The sequence below is a fragment of the Bradyrhizobium sp. AZCC 1578 genome (genome assembly GCF_036924675.1).
Lineage (GTDB): Bacteria > Pseudomonadota > Alphaproteobacteria > Rhizobiales > Xanthobacteraceae > Bradyrhizobium.
Window position 1 is genome coordinate 4,301,942 of the sequence record NZ_JAZHRZ010000001.1, and the last position, 19,497, is coordinate 4,321,438.

Here is a 19,497-nt window from a genome sequence, read left to right on the forward strand (position 1 = left end):
GCTTTGCCAAGCAAAACGCCTGCCAGAAGCAATAACGTGTGGGTCAGGGCCGATGCTGCGCCAGCGAAACGCATGATCCGCCAAACCAAGCCGGTCTGGGATCAGACCATGCGCTAAATTTGAGAGAAAATCGTTCTAAGTCTGATCGAGCCCGTAGAGCGTGTGCAGCGTGCGCACCGCTAGTTCGGTATAGGCGGCGTCGATCAGCACCGAAAACTTGATCTCCGAGGTGGTGATGGCGCGGATATTGATGTTGCGCTCGGACAATGCCTTGAACGCCTTCGCCGCGACGCCGGCATGGCTGCGCATGCCGCTGCCGATCACCGAGACCTTCGACACGTCGGTGGCGCTGTCGAGCCGGGCATAGCCGATCTTGCCTTTCGACGAGGTGATGGTGTCGCGGGCGCGGTTATAGTCGGAGGCGGGAACGGTGAAGGTGAGATCGGTGGTCTTGCCGTCTTCGGAGACGTTCTGCACGATCATGTCGACATTGATATTGGCCTCGGCCAGCGGGCCGAAGATCGCGGCGGCAACGCCCGGCTTATCCTCGATCTGGCGGAGCGAAATCTGGGCTTCGTCCTTGGAGAAGGCGATGCCGGTGACGACGTGGCTTTCCATCATGATTTCCTCCTCGCTGCAGATCAGCGTGCCCGGCGGTGTGCCGTGCGGGTCGATATCCTCGGGCCTGTCGAAACTGGAACGAACGAACACAGGTATGTTGTGCACCATGCCGAGTTCCACCGAGCGCACCTGCAGAACCTTGGCGCCCAGCGAGGCCAGTTCCAACATGTCCTCGAAGGCGATCTTGTCGAGCCGGCGCGCCTTGGGAACCACCCGCGGATCGGTGGTGTAGACGCCGTCGACGTCGGTATAGATGTCGCAGCGGTCGGCCCGGATGGCGGCGGCGATCGCCACCGCCGAGGTATCCGAACCGCCGCGCCCGAGCGTGGTGATCCGGTTGGTCTGCGGGTTGATGCCCTGGAAACCGGCAATGACGGCGACTTCCTGGCGATCCTTGAAGCGAGCGGTGATCTCGCTGCCGTCGATCTCGAGAATCCGCGCCGAGGCGTGAGCGTCGGAGGTCTTGATTGCGATCTGCCAGCCCTGCCAGGAGCGGGCCTGGATGCCCATGCCCTGCAGCACGATCGCAAGCAGGCCGGCGGTCACCTGTTCGCCGGATGCCACCACGGCGTCATATTCGCGCGCATCATGCAGCGGCGAGGCGTCACGGCACCACTCCACCAACTCGTTGGTCTTGCCGGCCATGGCCGACACGACGACGGCGACGTCGTGCCCGGCGTCGACTTCGCGCTTGACGTGACGCGCGACGTTGCGGATTCGGTCGATGTTGGCGACGGACGTGCCGCCGAATTTCATCACGAGGCGGCCCATGACGACGCGTGCATTCCCTGTGAGGATAAGTTAGGTGACCCGCACGGAAAGTGGAGCGCCCGGGCCGAAAGCGGCGTATACATAGCGACGCGGTCCGGTGCAAGCACCCCCGGTTCCGTTTTCGACCCAAAAGTGACGGAAATTACTGTAGTAGCGGGTTAATTCAGGGCGAGCGTATGGGGCGTTATATCGATGATATCCTGCAGCCCGGCGAGAGGGTGCTGTATTCGACCAATGCGCACTGGATCTTCTTTTTGCCGGCGATCATCGGCTGGATTGTGGCGGGCCTATTCCTGGTGATCTCGGGTATGGTGCCAGCGGGCTCATCCGTACTGATCTGTCTGTCGCTGGCGGCGATATCAGCCATCGCTGCGTTGTACAAAACGGCCACCGCCTGGTTCCATCGATGGACCACCGAGACCGACGTCACCAATTTCCGTGTCGTCCACAAGACCGGCTTTGTTCAGCGGCAGACGTTCGAGATGAGTGTGGACAAGGTCGAGAGCGTCGACGTCAACCAGAGCATCCTCGGCCGCATCCTCAACTACGGCGACGTAACGGTCTCGGGGGTCGGCGAGGGTGGCAAGACCCTCGACACCATTGCTTCGCCACTGGCGTTTCGCAATGCCATCACGGCACGACCGGCCGGTACGTAACTCATGGCCATGCAGCAAAACGCTTCCGCCGCCACAGGCTCCACCGTCGACCCGGCAGAGGTCGCGAAATTTTCGAAATTGTCGGAGGAGTGGTGGGACCCCAAGGGCAAGATGGCCCCGCTGCACAAGATCAACCCGCTGCGGCTCGCCTATATCCGCGACGCCGCCTGCCGCAAGTTTGAGCGTAACGCCAGGAGCCTGAGTTGCCTCTCGGGCCTGCGTATCCTCGATATCGGTTGCGGCGCTGGCCTGTTGTGCGAGCCTTTGACGCGGCTGGGCGCGCAGGTGATCGGGATCGATCCGTCCGCGACCAATATTGCGGCTGCCAAGCTGCACGCCGACAAGGGGCATCTGTCGATCGATTATCGCTGCACCACCGTCGAGCAGATGGACCACCGCGAGCGGTTCGACGTCGTGCTGGCGATGGAAGTGATCGAGCATGTCACCGATGTCGGCGCGTTCCTCGCCCGCTGCGCGGCGATGGTCAAGCCGGGCGGGATGATGGTGGTCTCGACGCTGAACCGCAACTGGAAGAGCTTTGCGCTCGCGATCGTCGGCGCCGAATATGTGCTGCGCTGGCTGCCGCGCGGCACCCATCAATGGGACAAGTTCGTCACGCCGGACGAACTCGCCCGGCATCTCGCCAGCAACCGCCTCACCATCACCGAGCAGGCCGGCGTGGTCTACAACCCGCTCGCCGACCGATGGAGCATCTCGTCCGACATGGACGTGAACTACATGGTGGTGGCGGAAGGGGTGTGACTGACGGCGGCACTTTTACCGCATCACCAGTGTCGTCCCTGCGAACGCAGGGACCCATAACCACCGGCTTACATTGTCGAAGCGCAGCCGTCGCCCCGAGTGCCCATCCGCGAGGCCGCGGCGTATGGGCCCCTGCTTTCGCAGGGGCGACATGCTGAGAGGTTCTCGCCTCTATCCCGTCGTCCCTGCGAACGCAGGGACCCTAACCACCAGCTTACATTGTTGAAGCGCAGCCGTCGCCCCGAGTGCCCATTACGCTGGCCGCGGCGTATGGGTCCCTGCGTTCGCAGGGACGACGGCGTGTTTTTGTGGTATCGCGCAATCCTGTCATGACGCCGGTTCTGTTGACCTGACGCATCGCGCCCGGCACGGTGCAGCAGCATCCCGCCGGTATTTCCCATGCTCTCCGTCGCCACGCTCTGGATTCCCTTCACCATCATCGCTGCGCTGGGCCAGGTCGCGCGCAATGCGATGCAGCGGTCGTTGACGGGACCGCTCGGGACCTGGGGCGCGACCAATATCCGCTTCCTGTTCGGCTTTCCGTTCTCGCTGGTCTTTTTCGCGATCGTGATCGCTGTAACAGGCGATACCGTGCCGTGGCCGACGGCTGTGTTCTGGCCGTGGCTATTGCTCGGCGCGCTCAGCCAGATCGTCGCCACCGGCCTGATGCTGCTCGCGATGAACGATCGCTCCTTTGTCGTGACGACGGCCTACCTCAAGACGGAGGCAATCCAGGCCGCGATCTTCGGCTTCATCTTCCTCGGCGATCATCTGACGCTGCTGAAAGTGGTCGCGATCGTGATCGCGACCGTCGGCGTGGTCATCACCGCGCTGCGGCCGGGCGGCGAAAAGGGCTTTGCGGAGTTGAAGCCGACCATCATCGGCTTGGTTGCAGCGGGCTGCTTTGCGCTGTCGGCCGTCGGCTTTCGCGGCGCCGTGATTGTGGTGCCCGGCGTCTCCTTCGTCACTGCAGCGTCTTATACGCTGGTGTTCAGCCTGTTTGTGCAGACGCTGGTGTTGACGGTCTATCTGCTCGCCCGCGCGCCTGATGTGCTCAAGGCGATCCTCGGACTGTGGCGGCCCTCAATGCTCGCGGGCTTCATGGGCGCATTCGCCTCGCAATTCTGGTTTCTGGCGCTTGCGCTGACGGCGGCGGCCAATGTGCGCACGCTGGCGCTGGTCGAGGTGCTGTTCGCGCAGGCCGTGTCGTATTATTCGTTCAAGCAGCCGATGTCGGCGCGCGAACTGTCGGGAATCGTGTTGATCGTGGTGGGCGTCGCGCTGCTGGTGGCGGTGTGAGAATTTTGCTCCAACCGTCATTGCGAGCGAAGCGAAGCAATCCATTGCGCAACAAGTTGAAAGCTGGATTGCTTCGTCGCTTCGCTCCTCGCAATGACGAGGGACTTGGCACGCTCCGCATCAATTCCTATCTTCCGGCAGCACCGGCAGCGGGGAGACCTCGACGCCTTCGTCGATCAGCGCGCGCGCCTCATCCGGCGTGGCCTCGCCGTAGATCGGGCGGTGCTCGATATCGCCGTAATGCATCTTGCGCGCTTCGTTGGGGAAGCGCTCGCCGACATTGTCGGCATTCTTGACGATGTGATCGCGCAATTCCTTCAGCTTGGCGCGCAGCTCGCGCTCCTGCGCCATCAACAGCGGCGTCGATTCTGATCCGGTTGCTTCCGCAGGCGCGGTCGGCGCAGGCGCGGCTTGCTCGCGGCCCTTCTTGCTGACGATCTGCGGAGCCATGATGGCGCGTTCGACCTTGACCGAGCCGCAATTCGGGCAGCTCACCAGTCTGCGCTTTTCCTGGGTCTCGTAAGCCGCGGAGCTTTGAAACCAGCTTTCGAAAGCATGGCCCTTCTCGCAGCGAAGGTTGTAGCGGATCATGCCGAGCCCCGAACCAGGTGCAGATGCTCGGGGCCGGCCTTGGGATCGGCAATGCCGAAGCGCCTGCCATGCTGCAGCGACGGCACGGCTCTCCGAGCCGTCTCGACCCTGGATGTGTCGATCTTGGCGAGGAATACGCCAGGCTCGACGCCGCCCTCGGCGAGGATCTCGCCCCAGGGGTCGATGATCAGTGAATGCCCGTAGGTCTCGCGCTTGTTCTCATGCATGCCGCCCTGCGCCGCGGCGAACACGAAGCAGCCGGTCTCGATGGCGCGGGCGCGCAATAGCGTGTGCCAATGTGCCTCGCCGGTTTTCCTGGTGAAGGCCGAGGGCACGGTGAGGAACGACGCGCCGGCCTCGGCCAGCGCGCGATAGAGCGCCGGAAACCGCACGTCGTAGCAGATCGTCAGCCCGATCCGCCCCCACGGCAGATCGGAAATCACGGCAGTTTCGCCCGGCTGGTAGTTGGCGGATTCGCGATAGCTCTCGCCGCCGGGCAGGTCGATATCGAACATGTGGATCTTGTCGTAGCTGGCGAGCAAATTACCGTCGGGCCCGATCAGAAACGAGCGGTTGACGGCGCGCTCGGGCGAGAAGCGCAGCGCCAGCGAGCCGATGTGAAGATAAATCTTCAGCTCCGCGGCCAGCGTGCGATAGGCTTTCAGCGAGGGGTCGTCTGCTTCCGATGCAAGATGCTCGAACAGCGCCTTGCGGTTCAATTGCATCATGTTGCTCACCTCGGGCGTGAGCACGTAGTCGGCGCCTTGCGCTGCGGCCTCGCGGATGAGGTTGATGCCCTGTTCGAGGCTCGGTTCGGGCAGCAGCCCGGTGCGCATCTGCACCATGGCAGCGGTGAAGGTGGAACCGGCGCTCATGAGGGGGCCTTTTCTCCCGCCAGCAAAGCGTCGAGCTTGCCCGCGCGGTCCAGTGCATAAAGCTCGTCACAGCCGCCGACATGGGTTGTGCCGATGAAGATCTGAGGGAAGGTCGAACCGTGGCCCGCGCGGTCGTACATCTGCTCGCGATAGCCCGGGTCGGTGGCCACGTTCAGTTCGGTGAACGCGGCGCTCTTGCGCGTCAGCAGCGATTTGGCTGCGGTGCAGTAGCCGCAGCCCGGGCGGGTATAGATTTCAATGGCAGTCATGGCGCGCTCTGATTGGCAAGTCTTTGAACTACAAGTCTTTGAATTATATGGGAGCCCGATGGCTGTCCACAACCCGCGCGAATACCAGCACGTCGACCTGCGCGGCCTTGGCGCGCAGTAGCGCCCGAGCGCAAGCGTCGGTCGTGGCGCCTGACGTCAGCACGTCGTCGATCAGGATGACGCGGCGGCCCTGGATGTCGGCCGCGCGGTCGGCGGCGACCTTGAAGGCGCCCTGCACATTGCTGGCGCGCTGTGGTCGGGACAGCCCGATCTGCTGCTCGGTCGCGCGAATGCGGCGAAGCGCCTCAGAGGCCAGTTTGACGCCGGTTTGACGTGAAATCACCCGCGCCAGCGCGCCGGATTGGTTGTAGCGGCGGCTCCAACCGCGCCGCCAGTGCAGGGGAACTGGGACCAGCACGTCGGCCTCATCAAGCAATTCCTTGCCCGCACGGGCCATCCAGCGGCCCATCGCGGGCGCCAGATCGGTGCGATCCTGGTACTTCAGCGCATGAACCAGGGTTCGCGCGACGTCGTCATAGCGCACCGCGGCGCGGGCGCGCTGGTAGGCCGGCGGATTGGCGATCGCCTCCATCGACAGCAGTTCGGGGCCGGGATCATAGACGAAGGGGATGCCGAGTCGCGGACAGAACGGTGGTGCGATGAACGACAGTTTCGCCCAGCATGCCGCGCAAACGCCCTCGCCATGAACCGGTTCGCGGCAGGAAACGCACTGCGTCGGCAGTGCGATGTCGAGCGCGAGCCGCGGCAGATGCGCGAATGCGTCGCGGCAGGCGCCGAGCGCGCCGCGAAGCTGGCTGGAAATGGAGCGTGATGGTGATGCCTCGGCGTCCATGGCGTGAGGCTAGCGCCGTGTCGCGTGCGGCTCAAGCACGGCATTGCCAGAGATAGGCAGCCAGCGTACCAACCGGCATGGCTTCGAACCCGGCCAGCGCGCCCATCCTGTTCGACCGTGCGCTCTTGCGCGCGCGGCTTGACCGCGCGCGGCGCGGCGGGCCGGCGACATTCCTGCTCGATCGTATCAGGGAAGATTTCGAAGAGCGGCTGCAGGCGGTGACGCGAAGTTTTGCCGATGTGGCCGATATCTGGACGCCGGGCGAGCTCTTGCAAAAACCATTGGCCGATCGCTTCTCATCCATGACCCGCATCGATGTCGATCAATCCGAAACCCTGCACTTGCCCCCGCAATCGCTCGATCTCGCTGTTTCTGCGCTGGCGTTTCAGTTCGTCAACGATCTGCCCGGCGTGCTGGCGCAGATCCGCCGCGCGTTGAAGCCGGATGGGCTGTTGCTGGCGGCGATGATCGGGGGCGATACGCTGACGGAGCTCCGGCAGAGCTTTGCCGCGGCGGAAGCCGAATGCGAGGGCGGGGTATCGCCGCGCGTCGCGCCGTTTGCGGATTTGCGCGACATCGGCAGCCTGCTGCAGCGCGCAGGGCTCGCGCTGCCGGTCACCGACGTCGATCGCGTCGTGGTGCGCTACGACAGCGCGTTCGCGCTGATGGTTGATCTCAGGCGGATGGGTGCGACCAATTTTTTGATCGAACGGCGACGGACGCCGACCCGGCGCACCACCATGTTGCGGATGGCGCAGATTTACGGCGAGCGCTTCGCCGATCCTGACGGCCGCATCCGCGCGACCTTCGACGTGATCTGGCTCTCCGGCTGGGCGCCGCATGAGAGCCAGCAGAAGCCGTTGAAGCCCGGCTCGGCGAAAGCAAGCCTGGAGGCGGCGGTGAAGAAAACTGTTCCCAAATAGACAACCCAAAGCGGGATGAGATCGGGTTGGGCCGTGACGACGGACCATTTTTCTTCTCGTGCTCCGGACGCAAGCAGCACGCGTGCGGCGAGCCGGCCCCATTCTACTTTGCATGGGGTTGTTTTCGCGATTTTGTGTCTGGGCTCTGCGTACGCAGCCGCTTACATCAACAGATCGATCAGATGCGGGATCAGCGGAATGTCCGCGGGCGGCATCGGGTAATCGCGCAGTTTGTTGGCGCGGACCCAGGCCAGTTGCTGGCCTTCGCGCGCCATCACCATGCCTTCCCAGCGCCGGCAAATATAGAGCGGCATCAACAGATGAAAGCTGTCATAGGCGTGGCTCGCAAACGTCAGCGGCGCCAGACATGGCTCGCTGACGTCGATGCCGAGCTCCTCATGCAGTTCGCGGATCAAGGTCTGCTCCGGCCGCTCGCCGGGCTCGACCTTGCCGCCGGGAAATTCCCACAAGCCCGCGAGCGCCTTTCCTTCCGGGCGCTGCGCGATCAGCACGCGCTTGTCGGCATCGACGAGGGCGCAGGCGACCACGAGAGTAAGCTTGATGTCAGCCATGCGCCGCTTTCTCGCTTACGACCGGTAGTCACCGTTAATCGCGACATATTCCTTGGTGAGGTCGCAGGTCAGCACACGGTCGCGGCCCTTGCCGAGGCCAAGCGCAACCTTGATCTGGATCTTCGGGTTCTTCATCACCTCGGAAACCTCTGCCTCGTTGTAGGACGGATCGCGCGCGCCGCTCTTGGCGACGCGAATGCCATTGAACGAGATCGAAAGCTTGTCGCGGTTGGCGGGCTCGCCGGCCTTGCCGACCGCCATCACCACACGGCCCCAATTGGCATCCTCGCCAGCGATCGCCGTCTTCACCAGTGGCGAATTCGCGATCGACATGGCGATCTTGCGCGCGGAGTTCTTGGTGGTCGCGCCTTCGACGATAACCTCGACCAGCTTGCGCGCGCCTTCGCCGTCGCGGGCCACCTGCTCGGCAAGGTCGGCCAGCACACCTTGGAAGGCCTTGGCAAACGCCTTCAGGCGCGGATCGCTGGCGCGGCTGATCTTTGGCGCGCCATCGTCGGCGGCCGCGCCGGTGGCGAAGGCCAGCAGCGTATCCGAGGTCGAGGTGTCGCTGTCGATGGTGATGGCGTTGAAAGTGTCCTCGACGCCGCTCTTGAGCAGCGACTGCAGCACGGCGGACGACAGCGGCGCATCGGTGAACACGAAGGATAGCATGGTCGCCATATCGGGCGCGATCATGCCGGCGCCCTTGGCCATGCCGTTGATCGTGACCTTGGCCTTGCCGAGCTTCACCGTGGCGGTTGCGACCTTCGGAAAGGTATCGGTTGTCATGATGGCCTTCGCCGCGTCCATCCAGTGGTCGGACGTGGCGGCATCCGCCAACGTCGCCAGCACACCGTCGAACTTGGTGGCGTCGAGCGGCTCGCCGATCACGCCGGTGGAGGCGAGGAACACGTCGCCGGTGGTGCAGCCAACCGCCTTCGCGGCGGTTTGCGCGGTCAGCGCCGTCGACTGCTTGCCGGTCTTGCCGGTGAATGCGTTGGCATTGCCGGAATTCACCACCAGCGCGCGGGCTTGTCCCCGGCCGAGCTTGGCGCGGCACCATTCCACCGGCGCGGACGGGCATTTCGATTTGGTGAACACGCCGGCGACCGTGGTGCCCTTGTCCATGACGGCGAGCAGCACGTCGGTTCGCCCCTTGTAGCGGATGCCGGCGGCGGCGGTGGCGAGCTTCACACCCGCAATCGCGGGCATCTCGGGAACATCGGTCGGGGCGAGGGGGGAAACGGCGGCGGACATGCGAGCACCTTCTTCAACCAGATCAACCATCGCCGGACCTGCGCCGGCATCGACGTCTTCAGGGCCTGACAACCGGTCCCCGGACATGGAACGGCCGGGCGCTTCGGCCCGGCCATGACGATGGTAGATACTATCGGTCTCGAAGAAGTGACAGCGATTTTTTACTTCTTCGTCGGCGCCATCTTGGAATCCGAGGGCTTTGCTGCATCCGGCTTGGTGGCCTCGGCCGGCTTATCCATGCGCTCGACCTTGGCGGCTTCGCGCAGCTTGGCGACGTATTCGGCCTGCGCCTTGCGCGTCACATAGGTTTCGATCTGGGCCTTGACCTGCTCGAACTCGGGCGCCTTGCGGGCGCGCTTTTCCTCGACCTTGATGAGGTGCCAGCCGAATTGCGACTTGACGGGGTCGGAAATCTTGCCGGGTTCGAGCGTGAAGGCGACGGCGGAGAATTCCGGCACCATCTGTTCCTTGGTGAAGAAGCCGAGATCGCCGCCATCGGAGGCGCCGGGGTCCTTGGACTTCTTCTTTGCCAGTTCGGCGAAGTCGCCGCCCTTCTTCAGCTCTTCCGCGATCGCCTTGGCCTCATCCTCGGTCTCGACCAGGATGTGCCGGGCGTGGACTTCCATTTCCCCCGTGATCTGCTTGGCGGCCTCCTCATAGACCTGCTTCATGGCCGCTTCGCTGGTCGCGGCCTTGCCCTCGGTGGCGAGCAGGCTGTCCATCAGCAGGCGGCTGCGCGTGAACGCCAGGCGCTTCTTGAAGTCTTCGGAATTCTCGACCTTCTTTTCCTCGGCGGCCTTGGCGACGATCTTCAGGTCGATCAGGAAGGCCAGCACGTTGTCCTTCTTGGTCGCCGGGTCCATTTGCGCGAGGCTGGGGCCGAGTTCCTCTTCCGCGAGCGCGACGTCGCTCTGGCGGATCTCCGCGCCGTTAACTTTGGCAAGAACGGGGTTGTCCTGGGCGCGAACCGGCAGGCCGGCGGCAAGAACCGCAGCCAGACAGGCCATTACGGCCAAAGAACCCCGTGAGCAGGCCGTGCCGAAGCGCAGGCCGGTTTTCGTTTCCGGGAACGAGGTGGTCATGGAAAATCCTTGTCTTGAAGAGGGGCGCCAAAGGCGGCGGGACACTCGCCCAATCATGCGGCCTTGGCAACGCGAAAAGTCTGTCAAAATGATGAATTCCTTGACATATGGACCCACGTTGACAAGGCCCGAACCCGGCCATATCTGTGCCGGATCGTACAACGGCGATAGCGCTTATTTTGCTGCGTTTTTTGCCGTTGAACCTTGGATTGCTTAATTCCCACTCATTAGGCGGATGACGCCCCGGAACGGGGTATTTGCCGCCGTGCGTCACGGTGAGTTGATAGGCAACTTGGTGGTCCATCACGGCTTGCAACGCAAGTAACGGCAAAGGCAGGAATTGGCATGATCGGCGCGCTCGCCCGCAAGTTTTTCGGCTCCGCCAACGACCGGCGGGTGAAGGGATATCAATCCCGCGTCAACGCCATCAACGCGCTTGAGCCCGAGCTCGCGAAACTCTCGGATGAGGCGCTGAAAGCCCGCACCGCCGAATTCCGCCAGCAGCTCGCCGACGGCAAGACGCTCGACGACATTCTGGTTCCAGCCTTCGCGACCGTCCGCGAGGCCGCCAAGCGCACCCTCGGCCAGCGGCATTTCGACGTCCAGTTGATCGGCGGCATGGTGCTGCACGAGGGCGACATCGCCGAGATGAAGACCGGCGAAGGCAAGACGCTGGTGGCGACGCTCGCGGTCTATCTCAACGCGCTGGCCGGCCGGGGCGTCCACGTCGTCACCGTCAACGACTATCTCGCCCGCCGCGACAGCGAATGGATGGGCCAGATCTACAATTTCCTCGGCTTGACCGTTGGCGTCATTGTTCATGGTCTCGATGATGGCGAGCGCAAGGAAGCCTATTCGCGCGACATCACCTACGGCACCAACAACGAATACGGTTTCGACTATCTGCGCGACAACATGAAGTACCGGCTGGAGGACATGGTCCAGCGCGGCCATTTCTACGCCATCGTCGACGAAGTCGACTCGATCCTGATCGACGAGGCGCGCACGCCGCTGATCATCTCCGGCCCGCTCGACGACCGCTCGGATTTCTACAACACCATCGACACCTTCTTCCCCAAGCTCGACAAGACCGACTACGAGGTCGACGAGAAGCAGCGCACGGTGACGCTGACCGAAGCCGGTATGGAGAAGATCGAGACGCTGCTGCGCGATGCCGGCCAGCTCAAGGGCGAGTCGCTCTACGACGTGGAGAACGTCTCGGTCGTGCACCATATCAACCAGGCGCTGCGGGCGCATTCGCTGTTCACCCGCGACAAGGACTACATCGTCCGCGACGGCGAAGTCATCATCATCGACGAGTTCACCGGCCGCATGATGCCGGGACGGCGCTACTCGGAAGGCCTGCACCAGGCGCTGGAAGCCAAGGAGCACGTTCAGGTCCAGCCGGAAAACCAGACGCTGGCCTCGATCACGTTCCAGAACTATTTCCGGATGTACGAAAAGCTCGCGGGCATGACCGGTACGGCTGCGACCGAAGCCGACGAATTGTTCGACATCTACAAGCTCGAGGTCGTGGAAATCCCGACCAATCTGCCGGTGGCGCGTCTCGACGAGGACGACGAGGTCTACCGCACCCAGACCGAGAAATACGCCGCCATCCTGGCCGAGATCGAGCGCGCCAATGCGCGGCTGCAGCCGGTGCTGGTCGGCACCGCCTCGATCGAAAAGTCGGAAGTGCTGGCCGACTATCTGAAGAAGCACGGCTACAAGCAGATCGATTTCGGCAACGACGTCGCGCTGGAGAAGCTCTATGCCGCCGCGCGCGCCGGCAAGCCGGCAAAACTGTTTGCGGTGCTGAACGCGCGCTTCCACGAGCAGGAAGCCTATATCGTTGCCGAGGCCGGCGTGCCCGGCGCGATCACGATCGCGACCAACATGGCCGGCCGCGGTACCGACATCAAGCTCGGCGGCTCGCTCGAGATGCGGATCCTTCAGGAGACCGCCGACATCACCGACGAGGCCGAGAAGGCCAAAAAGATCGAACAGATCAAGGCCGACATCGAGCGCTTCCGCGAGATCGTGCTGAAGGCCGAGGAAGTGGTGGAGCTCGAGCCTGCCAAGGGCTCAAAGGCGGCCAAGACCGTGACCAAGCCCGGCGGGCTCTACATCATGGGCTCGGAACGCCATGAATCCCGGCGCATCGACAACCAGCTCCGCGGCCGCTCCGGCCGCCAGGGCGACCCCGGCCGCTCGAAATTCTTCCTGTCGCTGGAAGACGATCTGATGCGGATCTTCGGCTCCGACCGGCTCGACACCATGCTGCAGCGGCTTGGCCTGAAGGAGGGCGAGGCCATCATCCATCCGTGGATCAACAAGGCGTTGGAGAAGGCGCAGCAGAAGGTCGAGGCGCGCAACTTCGATATCCGTAAGAACCTGCTCAAGTTCGACAACGTGCAGAACGACCAGCGCAAGGTGATCTTCGACCAGCGCGTCGAGCTGATGAGGAGCGACAGCGTGGCCGAAATGGTCACGGACATGCGTCACGACTTCATCGACGACATCGTCGCCAAGCACGTGCCCGAGCATGCCTATGCCGAGCAGTGGGATGTCGCCGGCCTCAAGGAAGAATTGAAGCGCGTGCTCGACATCGACCTGCCGGTCGATGAATGGGCCAAGGAAGAAGGCATTGCCGACGAGGAACTGCTGACGCGGATCGAGCAGCGCGTCGACGAGCACATGGCGGCCAAGGTCGCGCAATGGGGTCCCGACGTGATGCGCTACGTCGAGAAAACCATCCTCTTGCAGACGCTCGACCACCTCTGGCGCGAGCACCTGATCATGCTCGATCATCTGCGTCAGGTGATCGGCCTGCGCGGCTATGGCCAGCGCGATCCCTTGCAGGAATACAAGTCGGAAGCTTTCGGCCTGTATGAGGCAATGACCGCGCATCTGCGCGAGGCGGTGACGGCGCAATTGATGCGCGTCGAGATCGTGCCGCCGGAAGAGCAGCAGCCGGTGCTGCCGGCGATGGAAGCGCACAAGTTCGATCCCAATACCGGCGAAGACGAGATGGCCTTTGCCAACGCCTCGCTGGTGCCCCAGGCTCCGGCGGCCGATCGCGATCCGAAAAACCCCGCAAGCTGGGGCAAGGTCGGCCGTAACGAGGATTGCCCTTGCGGAAGCGGCAAGAAGTACAAGCACTGCCACGGCAAGTACGCTTGAGCGCAACGCAGCGCGGCTTCCGCACATGCAAATGTCTCGGAGTACCGGACGCCTCGCCTTCGCGGGCGATGACGATCAAATGCGTACGCGAATTTAGCTGACCGCTGCGAAGGCGCGGATCATCCTCTAGTTCGAGCTGTCGATCAGGCTCTCGAGCAGGCGCTTGAGCTCGTTGGTCGATTTGTCGCCATAGCTCTCGACGATGTGCTCTTCCTGGCTCACCGCCAGCGAGTTCAGCCGCTTGCTCAGCGCCTTGCCGCGGTCGGATACGAACATCAGGACCTTGCGGCGGTCCTTGGGGTCCTGAACGCGGTAGACCAGCGCGTCTGACACCATGCGGTCGACCATCTTGGTCAGCGTGGGATGGTTGAGCAGCACCGCGTCCGCAAGCTCGCCCATCGAATGGCCGTTGCCGTCGGACAGAACTTTAAGGATGCGCCATTGCTCGACAGGTACGCCTTCCTTGCTCAAGCGCATTTCTAGCTGCCGGTTGATCTCCCGGTTGGCTTGCGCGAGCAAATAGGCGAGGTGTTCTGTGATGGGGGAATTGTCTTTCGGCGGTTTGGCCACGGCTGAAACTTCGTCTTGATCCGAATGTGAGTGAATGTCCGGCAACGAGTGCCGTTTCTATATGCACTTCAATTGTTGAATATTCAATATTTTCCAATAAGCTATTTCTCCAACTAAGAAGGGCGGATGCCGCGGCCGCCCGCGGGATGTGTGTTTTGGTCTGGTGCCAGACAGGAGTTGGCGTGCGTTCGACGGTAAACTTCCCGGCTTCAGGCGGCCCTACGTTTCCGCCGCAGTTGCTGTTTCGAAACCTGTCGGCGGCAGCGGATGATCGCGCCTTGTCGCCGGACGATCATGCCTTCTTCAGGCGGCGCGGCGCCGGGAACAGGCTTCGGATCGGGGGCTTCATATGCTGCACCGGCTCTCCCGGGGTTTGGGGCCCATCCGCCACGAGCAGTGCGCAGCTTGCGGTCGCGGAGATCAACAAGCGCGGCGGTATCCTTGGACGCGAGATCGAGCTTTCGATCTACGATGCAGGCGGGCCGCTCGACGACGTCCTGCGTCGCGCCGAGCAGGCAATCGGGTTCGACGAAGTCGATCTCATCGTTGGCTTGCACACCAGTGCAGTCCGCGTGGCTCTGCGCAAGATTACACGTGGCCGCGTGCCCTATGTCTACACCCCCGTTTACGAAGGCGGCGAACAGACGCCGGGCGTGATGGCGATCGGCGAGACGCCGCGCTGGCAGATCCGACCGTCGATCCATTGGCTCAGCGAGGTCAAGAAGGCCGCGCGCTGGTATCTGATAGGCAGCGACTATGTCTGGCCCTGGCAGTCGCATCGCGCGGTGAAGCGGTACATCAAGGAAGCCGGCGGCCACGTTGTCGGCGAGGAGTTCGTCCCGCTCGGTGAGGACAATCACGAGCCGCATCTGGCGCGCATCCGCGCCGCGCGGCCCGACGTTGTGCTGATCTCCCTGATCGGAACCGACAGCATCACCTTCAATCGCGCCTTCGGCGAATCCGGGCTCGCCGCCACCATGCTGCGGTTCGCCGGAGCGATGGACGAAACCGTGTTGCTCGGCATCGGCGCCGACAACAGCGAGAACCTGTTCTGCGCGTCCGGCTACTTCCCCTGTGTCGGCTCGCGCGCCAATGACGAATTCATGGGCGGCTATCGCGCGATGTTCGGTCCGAATGCCCCGCCGATCGGCTCGCTCGGTCAATCGAACTATGAAGGGTTGCGATTTCTTGAAGCCGCGGCCAACCAGGCCGGCACGCTGGCGATGGCGCCCTTGTTCGCGGCGGGGCGCAATGTCGTTTATAGCGGCGCACGCGGACCGGTGATCGTCCGTGATGGTCGTGTTCGGATGCAGATGTATCTCGCCGAGGCCGATGGCCTCGATTTCAAGGTGATCAAGGCAATCTAGCAACGACGGAACAATCTTATTCAGTCGAAATCCGAAATAATGCTTGAAAAGGAAAATATTTCCGTTTTGAATACCTGCGCAAAGGCCACGGTTCGCACGCGATAAGCGGGCCGCCGGCTGCACGCCCAGGGATCAAAAAGCTTCAGGAGAGCGTCGTGTCAGTCGTCCTTCCAACACCAACGCAACTTCGCGCCGTCGCCGAGCAATGCGGCCTGTCACTCACCGACGAGGACGTCGCTTCGTTCCGCAGTCTGATGCAAGGTTCGATCGATGCCTACAATCTCGTCGCAGCGATGCCGGACGAGCTGCCGGAAGTGAAGTATCCGCGCACCCCCGGCTACCGCCCCTTGCCGGAAGAGAACCCGCGCAACGCCTGGTACCGCAAGTCGACCGTGAAAGGCGCCGCTTCCGGCAAGCTTAAGGGCAAGACGGTCGCGCTGAAGGACAACATCATGTTGGCCGGCGTGCCCATGATGAACGGATCGGCCACGCTGGAAGGCTACGTGCCCGATTTCGATGCCACCATCGTCACGCGGATGCTGGACGCGGGCGCCGAAATCGCCGGCAAGGTTCACTGCGAATCCTTCTGCATGTCCGGCGGCAGTCACACCAACGCGGTGGGACCTGTGCACAATCCGCACAAGATGGGCTATTCGGCCGGCGGCTCTTCGTCGGGTAGCGGCGTCGTCGTTGCGCTTGGCGAGGTCGACATGGCGATCGGCGGTGACCAGGGCGGTTCGATCCGGATGCCGTCCTCGTTCTGCGGCACATACGGGATGAAGCCGACCTGGGGACTGGTTCCGTACACCGGTATCATGCCGATCGAAATTTTCGTCGACCATACCGGGCCGATGACGGCAACGGTGGCCGACAACGCGTTGTTGCTGGAGGTGATCGCCGGCGACGACGGCTACGATCCGCGCATCAAGGCGCCGAAGGTCGAGGAGTATACCAAGGCACTCGGCGGCGGCGTCAAAGGGATGAGGATCGGCATACTCAAGGAAGGTTTCGAGCAGCCAATGGCGGAAGCTGCGGTGAATGAGAGCGTGCGCGAAGCGGCCAAGCGCTTCCGCGATCTCGGTGCCTCGGTCGAGACGGTCTCGATCCCGATGCATTTGACCGGCCCTGCAATCTGGACGCCGATCGGCACCGAAGGCATGACGCAGACCATGATGTATGGCGACGGCTACGGGCTGAGCCGTGGCGATCTCTATTCGACGTCGCTGATGGATTTCCATCGAGGCTGGCGCCGGCAAGCCGACTCGCTGTCGGAGACCACGAAGCTGTTCCTGCTGCTCGGCACCTACATCAACAACAATTTCGGCCCGCGCTACTATGGCAAGGCGCTCAATATCTCCAGGCGGCTGACCGCTGCCTACGACAAGGCCTTCAAGGACTACGATCTGCTGCTGCTGCCAACGACGCCGATGAAGGCGACGCCGCTGCCGCCGGCCAATGCCAGCCGCGAAGACTACGTCGCCCGCGCGCTGGAAATGATTTCGAACACCGCGCCATTCGACATCACCCATCATCCCGCAATGTCGTTGCCCTGCGGCATGGTGGACGGTCTTCCGGTGGGCTTGATGCTGGTCGGCCGGCTGTTCGAGGAATCCACGATCTATCGCGCCGCGCACGCCTTCGAGCAAATCGGCGACTGGAAGAAAATGTGAGCGGCGTTTTGTCGCGGGCCGGTTGGATCGCAAGGCATGGCTAGCACCTTCGTTGCGGCGTTCGAGATCCTGAGTTTTGGCGCGATCATCGTGCTGGTCGTGCTCGGGCTCGGGATCATCGCCAGCATGATGGGGATATTCAACTTCGCGCAGGGCGAGTTTGTCCTGCTCGGGGCTTACGTCACCTATCTGGCGCATAGCCGCGGGATTCCGATCTGGGTGGGCATGGCGGCTGCGCCATTCATCGTTGGCGGCCTCGGCTTCGTGCTGGAGGCGCTCATCATCCGGCGCTTCTATGCCGCGCCCATCGTGGCGATGCTTGGCACCTATGCGCTCGGCCTGATCATCCGCGAAAGCGTGCGCGGCCTGATCGGCGGTTTCTATCTGACCGTGCCGGAGCCGATCGGCGGCTCGATCGATATCGGCACGATGCACATTTCGACGTGGCGCTTCACGATCATCGTCATCACGCTGCTGGTGATGGGCGGCTGCTATCTATTGCTGTCGCGGACCAGCTTCGGCCTTCGCGTGCGCGCGACGTTGGAAAATCCGGCGCTGGCGCGGGTGTCGGGAATCTCGACGCCCCTGATCTACGGCGCCACGTTTGCCTTCGGCGCCGCGCTGGCGGGGCTTGCCGGCGCGTTGATCGTGCCCGTGTTCAGCTTGTTCGCCGACCTCGGTATCCGGTTCCTGATTCAGGGCTTTGTCGCAGTCATGGTCGGCGGCGTCGGATCGTTTATCGGGCCGGTCGCCGGAGCCGGCTTGATCGGAACGCTCAGCGCGGCGCTACCCTGGGTCATGGCGCCCGTGGTCGCCGACGTTCTCGTCTTCCTACTCGCCATCGTCTTCATCAAATTCCGGCCGCAAGGCCTCATCGCTGGAAAAGGGGTTTAGTCGCATGTTTGCCGATCGCCTTGATTTGACGCGCCGTCGTTTCCTCAGCGGCTTTGCTTTCACGACCGGCGCGATTGCGACCGGGATCGGTAGCTGGGTGGTCAGGCCCGACTGGGCCAATGCCGCCGAAGGCCCGATCAAGGTCGGCATCGCAACCGACCTGACCGGCCCGATCGCCTATGCCGGCAATGCCGACGCCAATGTCGCGAAGATGGTTATCAAGCAGATCAACGCTGCCGGCGGCCTGCTCGGCCGGCCGCTCGAGCTATATATCGAGGATACTGCCTCCAACGAATCGGTCGCCGTCGGCAACGTTCGCAAGCTGATCCAGCGCGACAAGGTCGACATGGTGCTCGGCGGCATCACCAGTTCGATGCGCAACGCGATCAAGGATCCGATCGTGGCGCGCGGCAAGACGCTGTACATCTATCCGCAGCTTTACGAGGGCAAGGAATGCACGGCCAATCTATTCTGCACCGGCCCGACTCCGGCGCAGCAATGCGACGAGTTCATACCCTGGCTGATCAAGAATGGCGGCAAGAAGTTTGCGCTGCCAAGCGCGAACTATGTCTGGCCGCACACGCTCAACGTCTATGCACGCAAGGTGATTGAATCCAGCGGTGGCGAGGTCGTGTTCGAGGAGTACTACCCGCTCGACCAGGTCGACTTCTCGGCCACCGTCAACCGCATCATCTCCAACAAGGTCGATGTCGTCTTTAACACTGTAATCCCTCCCGGTGTCGGTCCGTTCTTCAAGCAGCTCTACGAGGCTGGCTTCCTGAAGAATGGGGGACGGCTGGCCTGCGTGTACTATGACGAGAATACGCTCAACATCAATCAGGCCAGCGAGATCGAGGGTCTTGCGAGCTGCCTTGACTACTTCAAGGCGCTGACCAAGGACGATCCGGTCAGCGCCAAGATCCAGGCGGCCTACGAGAAGGATTTCCCCGGCAATTTCCTGTTCGCCGCCGGCAGCGCGGCGACCGGCACCTATCGCGGGCTGAAGCTATGGGAAGCGGCGGTCAAGGAAGCCGGCAAGATCGACCGCGATGCGGTGGCCGCGGCGCTCGATCACGCCAAGATCGCGGAAGGCCCGGGCGGACCGGCCGAGATGGTGCCGGGCAAGCGGCACTGCAAGATGAAGATGTATACCGCCGTTGCCAAAGGCGGGAACTATGAGATCGTGGGCCGCAGCGACGGCCTCGTCGATCCCAAGGAGTGCTGAGTGATCCATGGGTGCAGCAAAGCAGGCCCTTCGCGCAACGGTGAGTCGGGGGCCCGA

The 19,497-nt window shown here is 63.0% G+C and carries 18 protein-coding genes; 9 read left to right on the plus strand and 9 right to left on the minus strand.

Annotated elements, in window-relative coordinates; genetic code table 11:
• Window positions 1-135: 135 nt before the first annotated feature.
• Complete coding sequence (locus V1290_RS20480; RefSeq protein ID WP_334366081.1) at window positions 136-1,392, minus strand: aspartate kinase; 1,257 nt, start codon at window positions 1,390-1,392, stop codon at window positions 136-138.
• Between the two features lie 176 nt (window positions 1,393-1,568).
• Here V1290_RS20480 and V1290_RS20485 point away from each other — a divergent pair, with 176 nt between their 5' ends.
• The 3 genes from V1290_RS20485 to V1290_RS20495 all read left to right on the plus strand — a co-directional run bounded on the left by V1290_RS20485 (window position 1,569) and on the right by V1290_RS20495 (window position 4,109).
• Complete coding sequence (locus V1290_RS20485) at window positions 1,569-2,048, plus strand: PH domain-containing protein (protein ID WP_334366082.1); 480 nt, start codon at window positions 1,569-1,571, stop codon at window positions 2,046-2,048.
• A 3-nt stretch (window positions 2,049-2,051) separates the two neighbouring features.
• The gene (gene ubiG, locus V1290_RS20490) at window positions 2,052-2,810 is read left to right on the plus strand and encodes a bifunctional 2-polyprenyl-6-hydroxyphenol methylase/3-demethylubiquinol 3-O-methyltransferase UbiG (RefSeq protein ID WP_334366083.1); all 759 of its coding nucleotides are present in this window, start codon (window positions 2,052-2,054) and stop codon (window positions 2,808-2,810) included.
• 399 nt (window positions 2,811-3,209) lie between these two features.
• Window positions 3,210-4,109: an EamA family transporter gene (locus V1290_RS20495; protein ID WP_334366084.1), complete on the plus strand. Its 900-nt coding sequence runs from the start codon at window positions 3,210-3,212 to the stop codon at window positions 4,107-4,109.
• A 120-nt stretch (window positions 4,110-4,229) separates the two neighbouring features.
• Here V1290_RS20495 and V1290_RS20500 read toward each other — a convergent pair whose 3' ends face one another.
• From V1290_RS20500 to V1290_RS20515, 4 genes are read right to left on the minus strand one after another with little or no spacing between them, the layout of a single operon-like run.
• Window positions 4,230-4,700: a DUF1178 family protein gene (locus V1290_RS20500; RefSeq protein WP_334366085.1), complete on the minus strand. Its 471-nt coding sequence runs from the start codon at window positions 4,698-4,700 to the stop codon at window positions 4,230-4,232.
• Complete coding sequence (locus V1290_RS20505) at window positions 4,697-5,575, minus strand: carbon-nitrogen hydrolase family protein (RefSeq protein WP_334366086.1); 879 nt, start codon at window positions 5,573-5,575, stop codon at window positions 4,697-4,699. The genes V1290_RS20500 and V1290_RS20505 overlap by 4 nt, the downstream gene beginning before the upstream one ends.
• Window positions 5,572-5,844, minus strand: a complete 273-nt coding sequence (gene grxC / locus V1290_RS20510; protein ID WP_334366087.1) for a glutaredoxin 3 — start codon at window positions 5,842-5,844, stop codon at window positions 5,572-5,574. The genes V1290_RS20505 and grxC overlap by 4 nt, the downstream gene beginning before the upstream one ends.
• Before the next feature lie 43 nt (window positions 5,845-5,887).
• A complete protein-coding gene (locus tag V1290_RS20515; RefSeq protein WP_334366088.1) occupies window positions 5,888-6,697 on the minus strand; it encodes a ComF family protein in 810 nt (269 codons plus the stop codon).
• Window positions 6,698-6,774: 77 nt separating this feature from the next.
• On the opposite strand from V1290_RS20515, the gene V1290_RS20520 reads away from it, so the two are divergent.
• A complete protein-coding gene (locus tag V1290_RS20520) occupies window positions 6,775-7,620 on the plus strand; it encodes a methyltransferase domain-containing protein (protein ID WP_334366089.1) in 846 nt (281 codons plus the stop codon).
• Between the two features lie 161 nt (window positions 7,621-7,781).
• Here the strand turns inward: V1290_RS20520 and V1290_RS20525 are convergent, their stop codons facing one another.
• The 3 genes from V1290_RS20525 to V1290_RS20535 form a co-directional block, all read right to left on the minus strand.
• Entirely contained in the window at window positions 7,782-8,192 is a 411-nt protein-coding gene (locus V1290_RS20525) for a (deoxy)nucleoside triphosphate pyrophosphohydrolase (RefSeq protein WP_334366090.1), read from the minus strand.
• Window positions 8,193-8,207: 15 nt separating this feature from the next.
• Entirely contained in the window at window positions 8,208-9,449 is a 1,242-nt protein-coding gene (gene argJ / locus V1290_RS20530; protein WP_334366091.1) for a bifunctional glutamate N-acetyltransferase/amino-acid acetyltransferase ArgJ, read from the minus strand.
• Window positions 9,450-9,610: 161 nt separating this feature from the next.
• Entirely contained in the window at window positions 9,611-10,531 is a 921-nt protein-coding gene (locus V1290_RS20535; RefSeq protein ID WP_334366092.1) for a peptidylprolyl isomerase, read from the minus strand.
• A gap of 345 nt (window positions 10,532-10,876) precedes the next feature.
• On the opposite strand from V1290_RS20535, the gene secA reads away from it, so the two are divergent.
• A complete protein-coding gene (secA, locus tag V1290_RS20540) occupies window positions 10,877-13,714 on the plus strand; it encodes a preprotein translocase subunit SecA (protein ID WP_334366093.1) in 2,838 nt (945 codons plus the stop codon).
• Between the two features lie 126 nt (window positions 13,715-13,840).
• Here the strand turns inward: secA and V1290_RS20545 are convergent, their stop codons facing one another.
• Window positions 13,841-14,284, minus strand: a complete 444-nt coding sequence (locus V1290_RS20545; RefSeq protein ID WP_028347666.1) for a MarR family winged helix-turn-helix transcriptional regulator — start codon at window positions 14,282-14,284, stop codon at window positions 13,841-13,843.
• Between the two features lie 182 nt (window positions 14,285-14,466).
• On the opposite strand from V1290_RS20545, the gene V1290_RS20550 reads away from it, so the two are divergent.
• The 4 genes from V1290_RS20550 (at window position 14,467) to V1290_RS20565 (ending at window position 19,440) form a co-directional block, all read left to right on the plus strand.
• Window positions 14,467-15,651 (plus strand): substrate-binding domain-containing protein, encoded by a 1,185-nt coding sequence (locus V1290_RS20550; protein WP_334366094.1) that lies wholly within the window; start codon window positions 14,467-14,469, stop codon window positions 15,649-15,651.
• A 155-nt stretch (window positions 15,652-15,806) separates the two neighbouring features.
• Window positions 15,807-17,321 carry an amidase gene (locus V1290_RS20555; RefSeq protein WP_334366095.1) on the plus strand — a complete coding sequence of 505 codons (1,515 nt, stop codon included), beginning with the start codon at window positions 15,807-15,809 and terminating at the stop codon, window positions 17,319-17,321.
• A 36-nt stretch (window positions 17,322-17,357) separates the two neighbouring features.
• Window positions 17,358-18,215: a branched-chain amino acid ABC transporter permease gene (locus V1290_RS20560; protein ID WP_334366096.1), complete on the plus strand. Its 858-nt coding sequence runs from the start codon at window positions 17,358-17,360 to the stop codon at window positions 18,213-18,215.
• Window positions 18,216-18,219: 4 nt separating this feature from the next.
• Window positions 18,220-19,440, plus strand: a complete 1,221-nt coding sequence (locus V1290_RS20565) for a substrate-binding protein (protein ID WP_334366098.1) — start codon at window positions 18,220-18,222, stop codon at window positions 19,438-19,440.
• Window positions 19,441-19,497 lie beyond the last annotated feature (57 nt).

What these genes read in the sequence shown, in the direction of transcription:
- V1290_RS20480 (WP_334366081.1), bottom strand. Translation starts at nt 1,392, where the DNA reads ATGGGCCGCCTCGTGATGAAATTCGGCGGCACGTCCGTCGCCAACATC.
- V1290_RS20485 (WP_334366082.1), top strand. Translation starts at nt 1,569, where the DNA reads ATGGGGCGTTATATCGATGATATCCTGCAGCCCGGCGAGAGGGTGCTG.
- ubiG (WP_334366083.1), top strand. Translation starts at nt 2,052, where the DNA reads ATGGCCATGCAGCAAAACGCTTCCGCCGCCACAGGCTCCACCGTCGAC.
- V1290_RS20495 (WP_334366084.1), top strand. Translation starts at nt 3,210, where the DNA reads ATGCTCTCCGTCGCCACGCTCTGGATTCCCTTCACCATCATCGCTGCG.
- V1290_RS20500 (WP_334366085.1), bottom strand. Translation starts at nt 4,700, where the DNA reads ATGATCCGCTACAACCTTCGCTGCGAGAAGGGCCATGCTTTCGAAAGC.
- V1290_RS20505 (WP_334366086.1), bottom strand. Translation starts at nt 5,575, where the DNA reads ATGAGCGCCGGTTCCACCTTCACCGCTGCCATGGTGCAGATGCGCACC.
- grxC (WP_334366087.1), bottom strand. Translation starts at nt 5,844, where the DNA reads ATGACTGCCATTGAAATCTATACCCGCCCGGGCTGCGGCTACTGCACC.
- V1290_RS20515 (WP_334366088.1), bottom strand. Translation starts at nt 6,697, where the DNA reads ATGGACGCCGAGGCATCACCATCACGCTCCATTTCCAGCCAGCTTCGC.
- V1290_RS20520 (WP_334366089.1), top strand. Translation starts at nt 6,775, where the DNA reads ATGGCTTCGAACCCGGCCAGCGCGCCCATCCTGTTCGACCGTGCGCTC.
- V1290_RS20525 (WP_334366090.1), bottom strand. Translation starts at nt 8,192, where the DNA reads ATGGCTGACATCAAGCTTACTCTCGTGGTCGCCTGCGCCCTCGTCGAT.
- argJ (WP_334366091.1), bottom strand. Translation starts at nt 9,449, where the DNA reads ATGTCCGCCGCCGTTTCCCCCCTCGCCCCGACCGATGTTCCCGAGATG.
- V1290_RS20535 (WP_334366092.1), bottom strand. Translation starts at nt 10,531, where the DNA reads ATGACCACCTCGTTCCCGGAAACGAAAACCGGCCTGCGCTTCGGCACG.
- secA (WP_334366093.1), top strand. Translation starts at nt 10,877, where the DNA reads ATGATCGGCGCGCTCGCCCGCAAGTTTTTCGGCTCCGCCAACGACCGG.
- V1290_RS20560 (WP_334366096.1), top strand. Translation starts at nt 17,358, where the DNA reads ATGGCTAGCACCTTCGTTGCGGCGTTCGAGATCCTGAGTTTTGGCGCG.
- V1290_RS20565 (WP_334366098.1), top strand. Translation starts at nt 18,220, where the DNA reads ATGTTTGCCGATCGCCTTGATTTGACGCGCCGTCGTTTCCTCAGCGGC.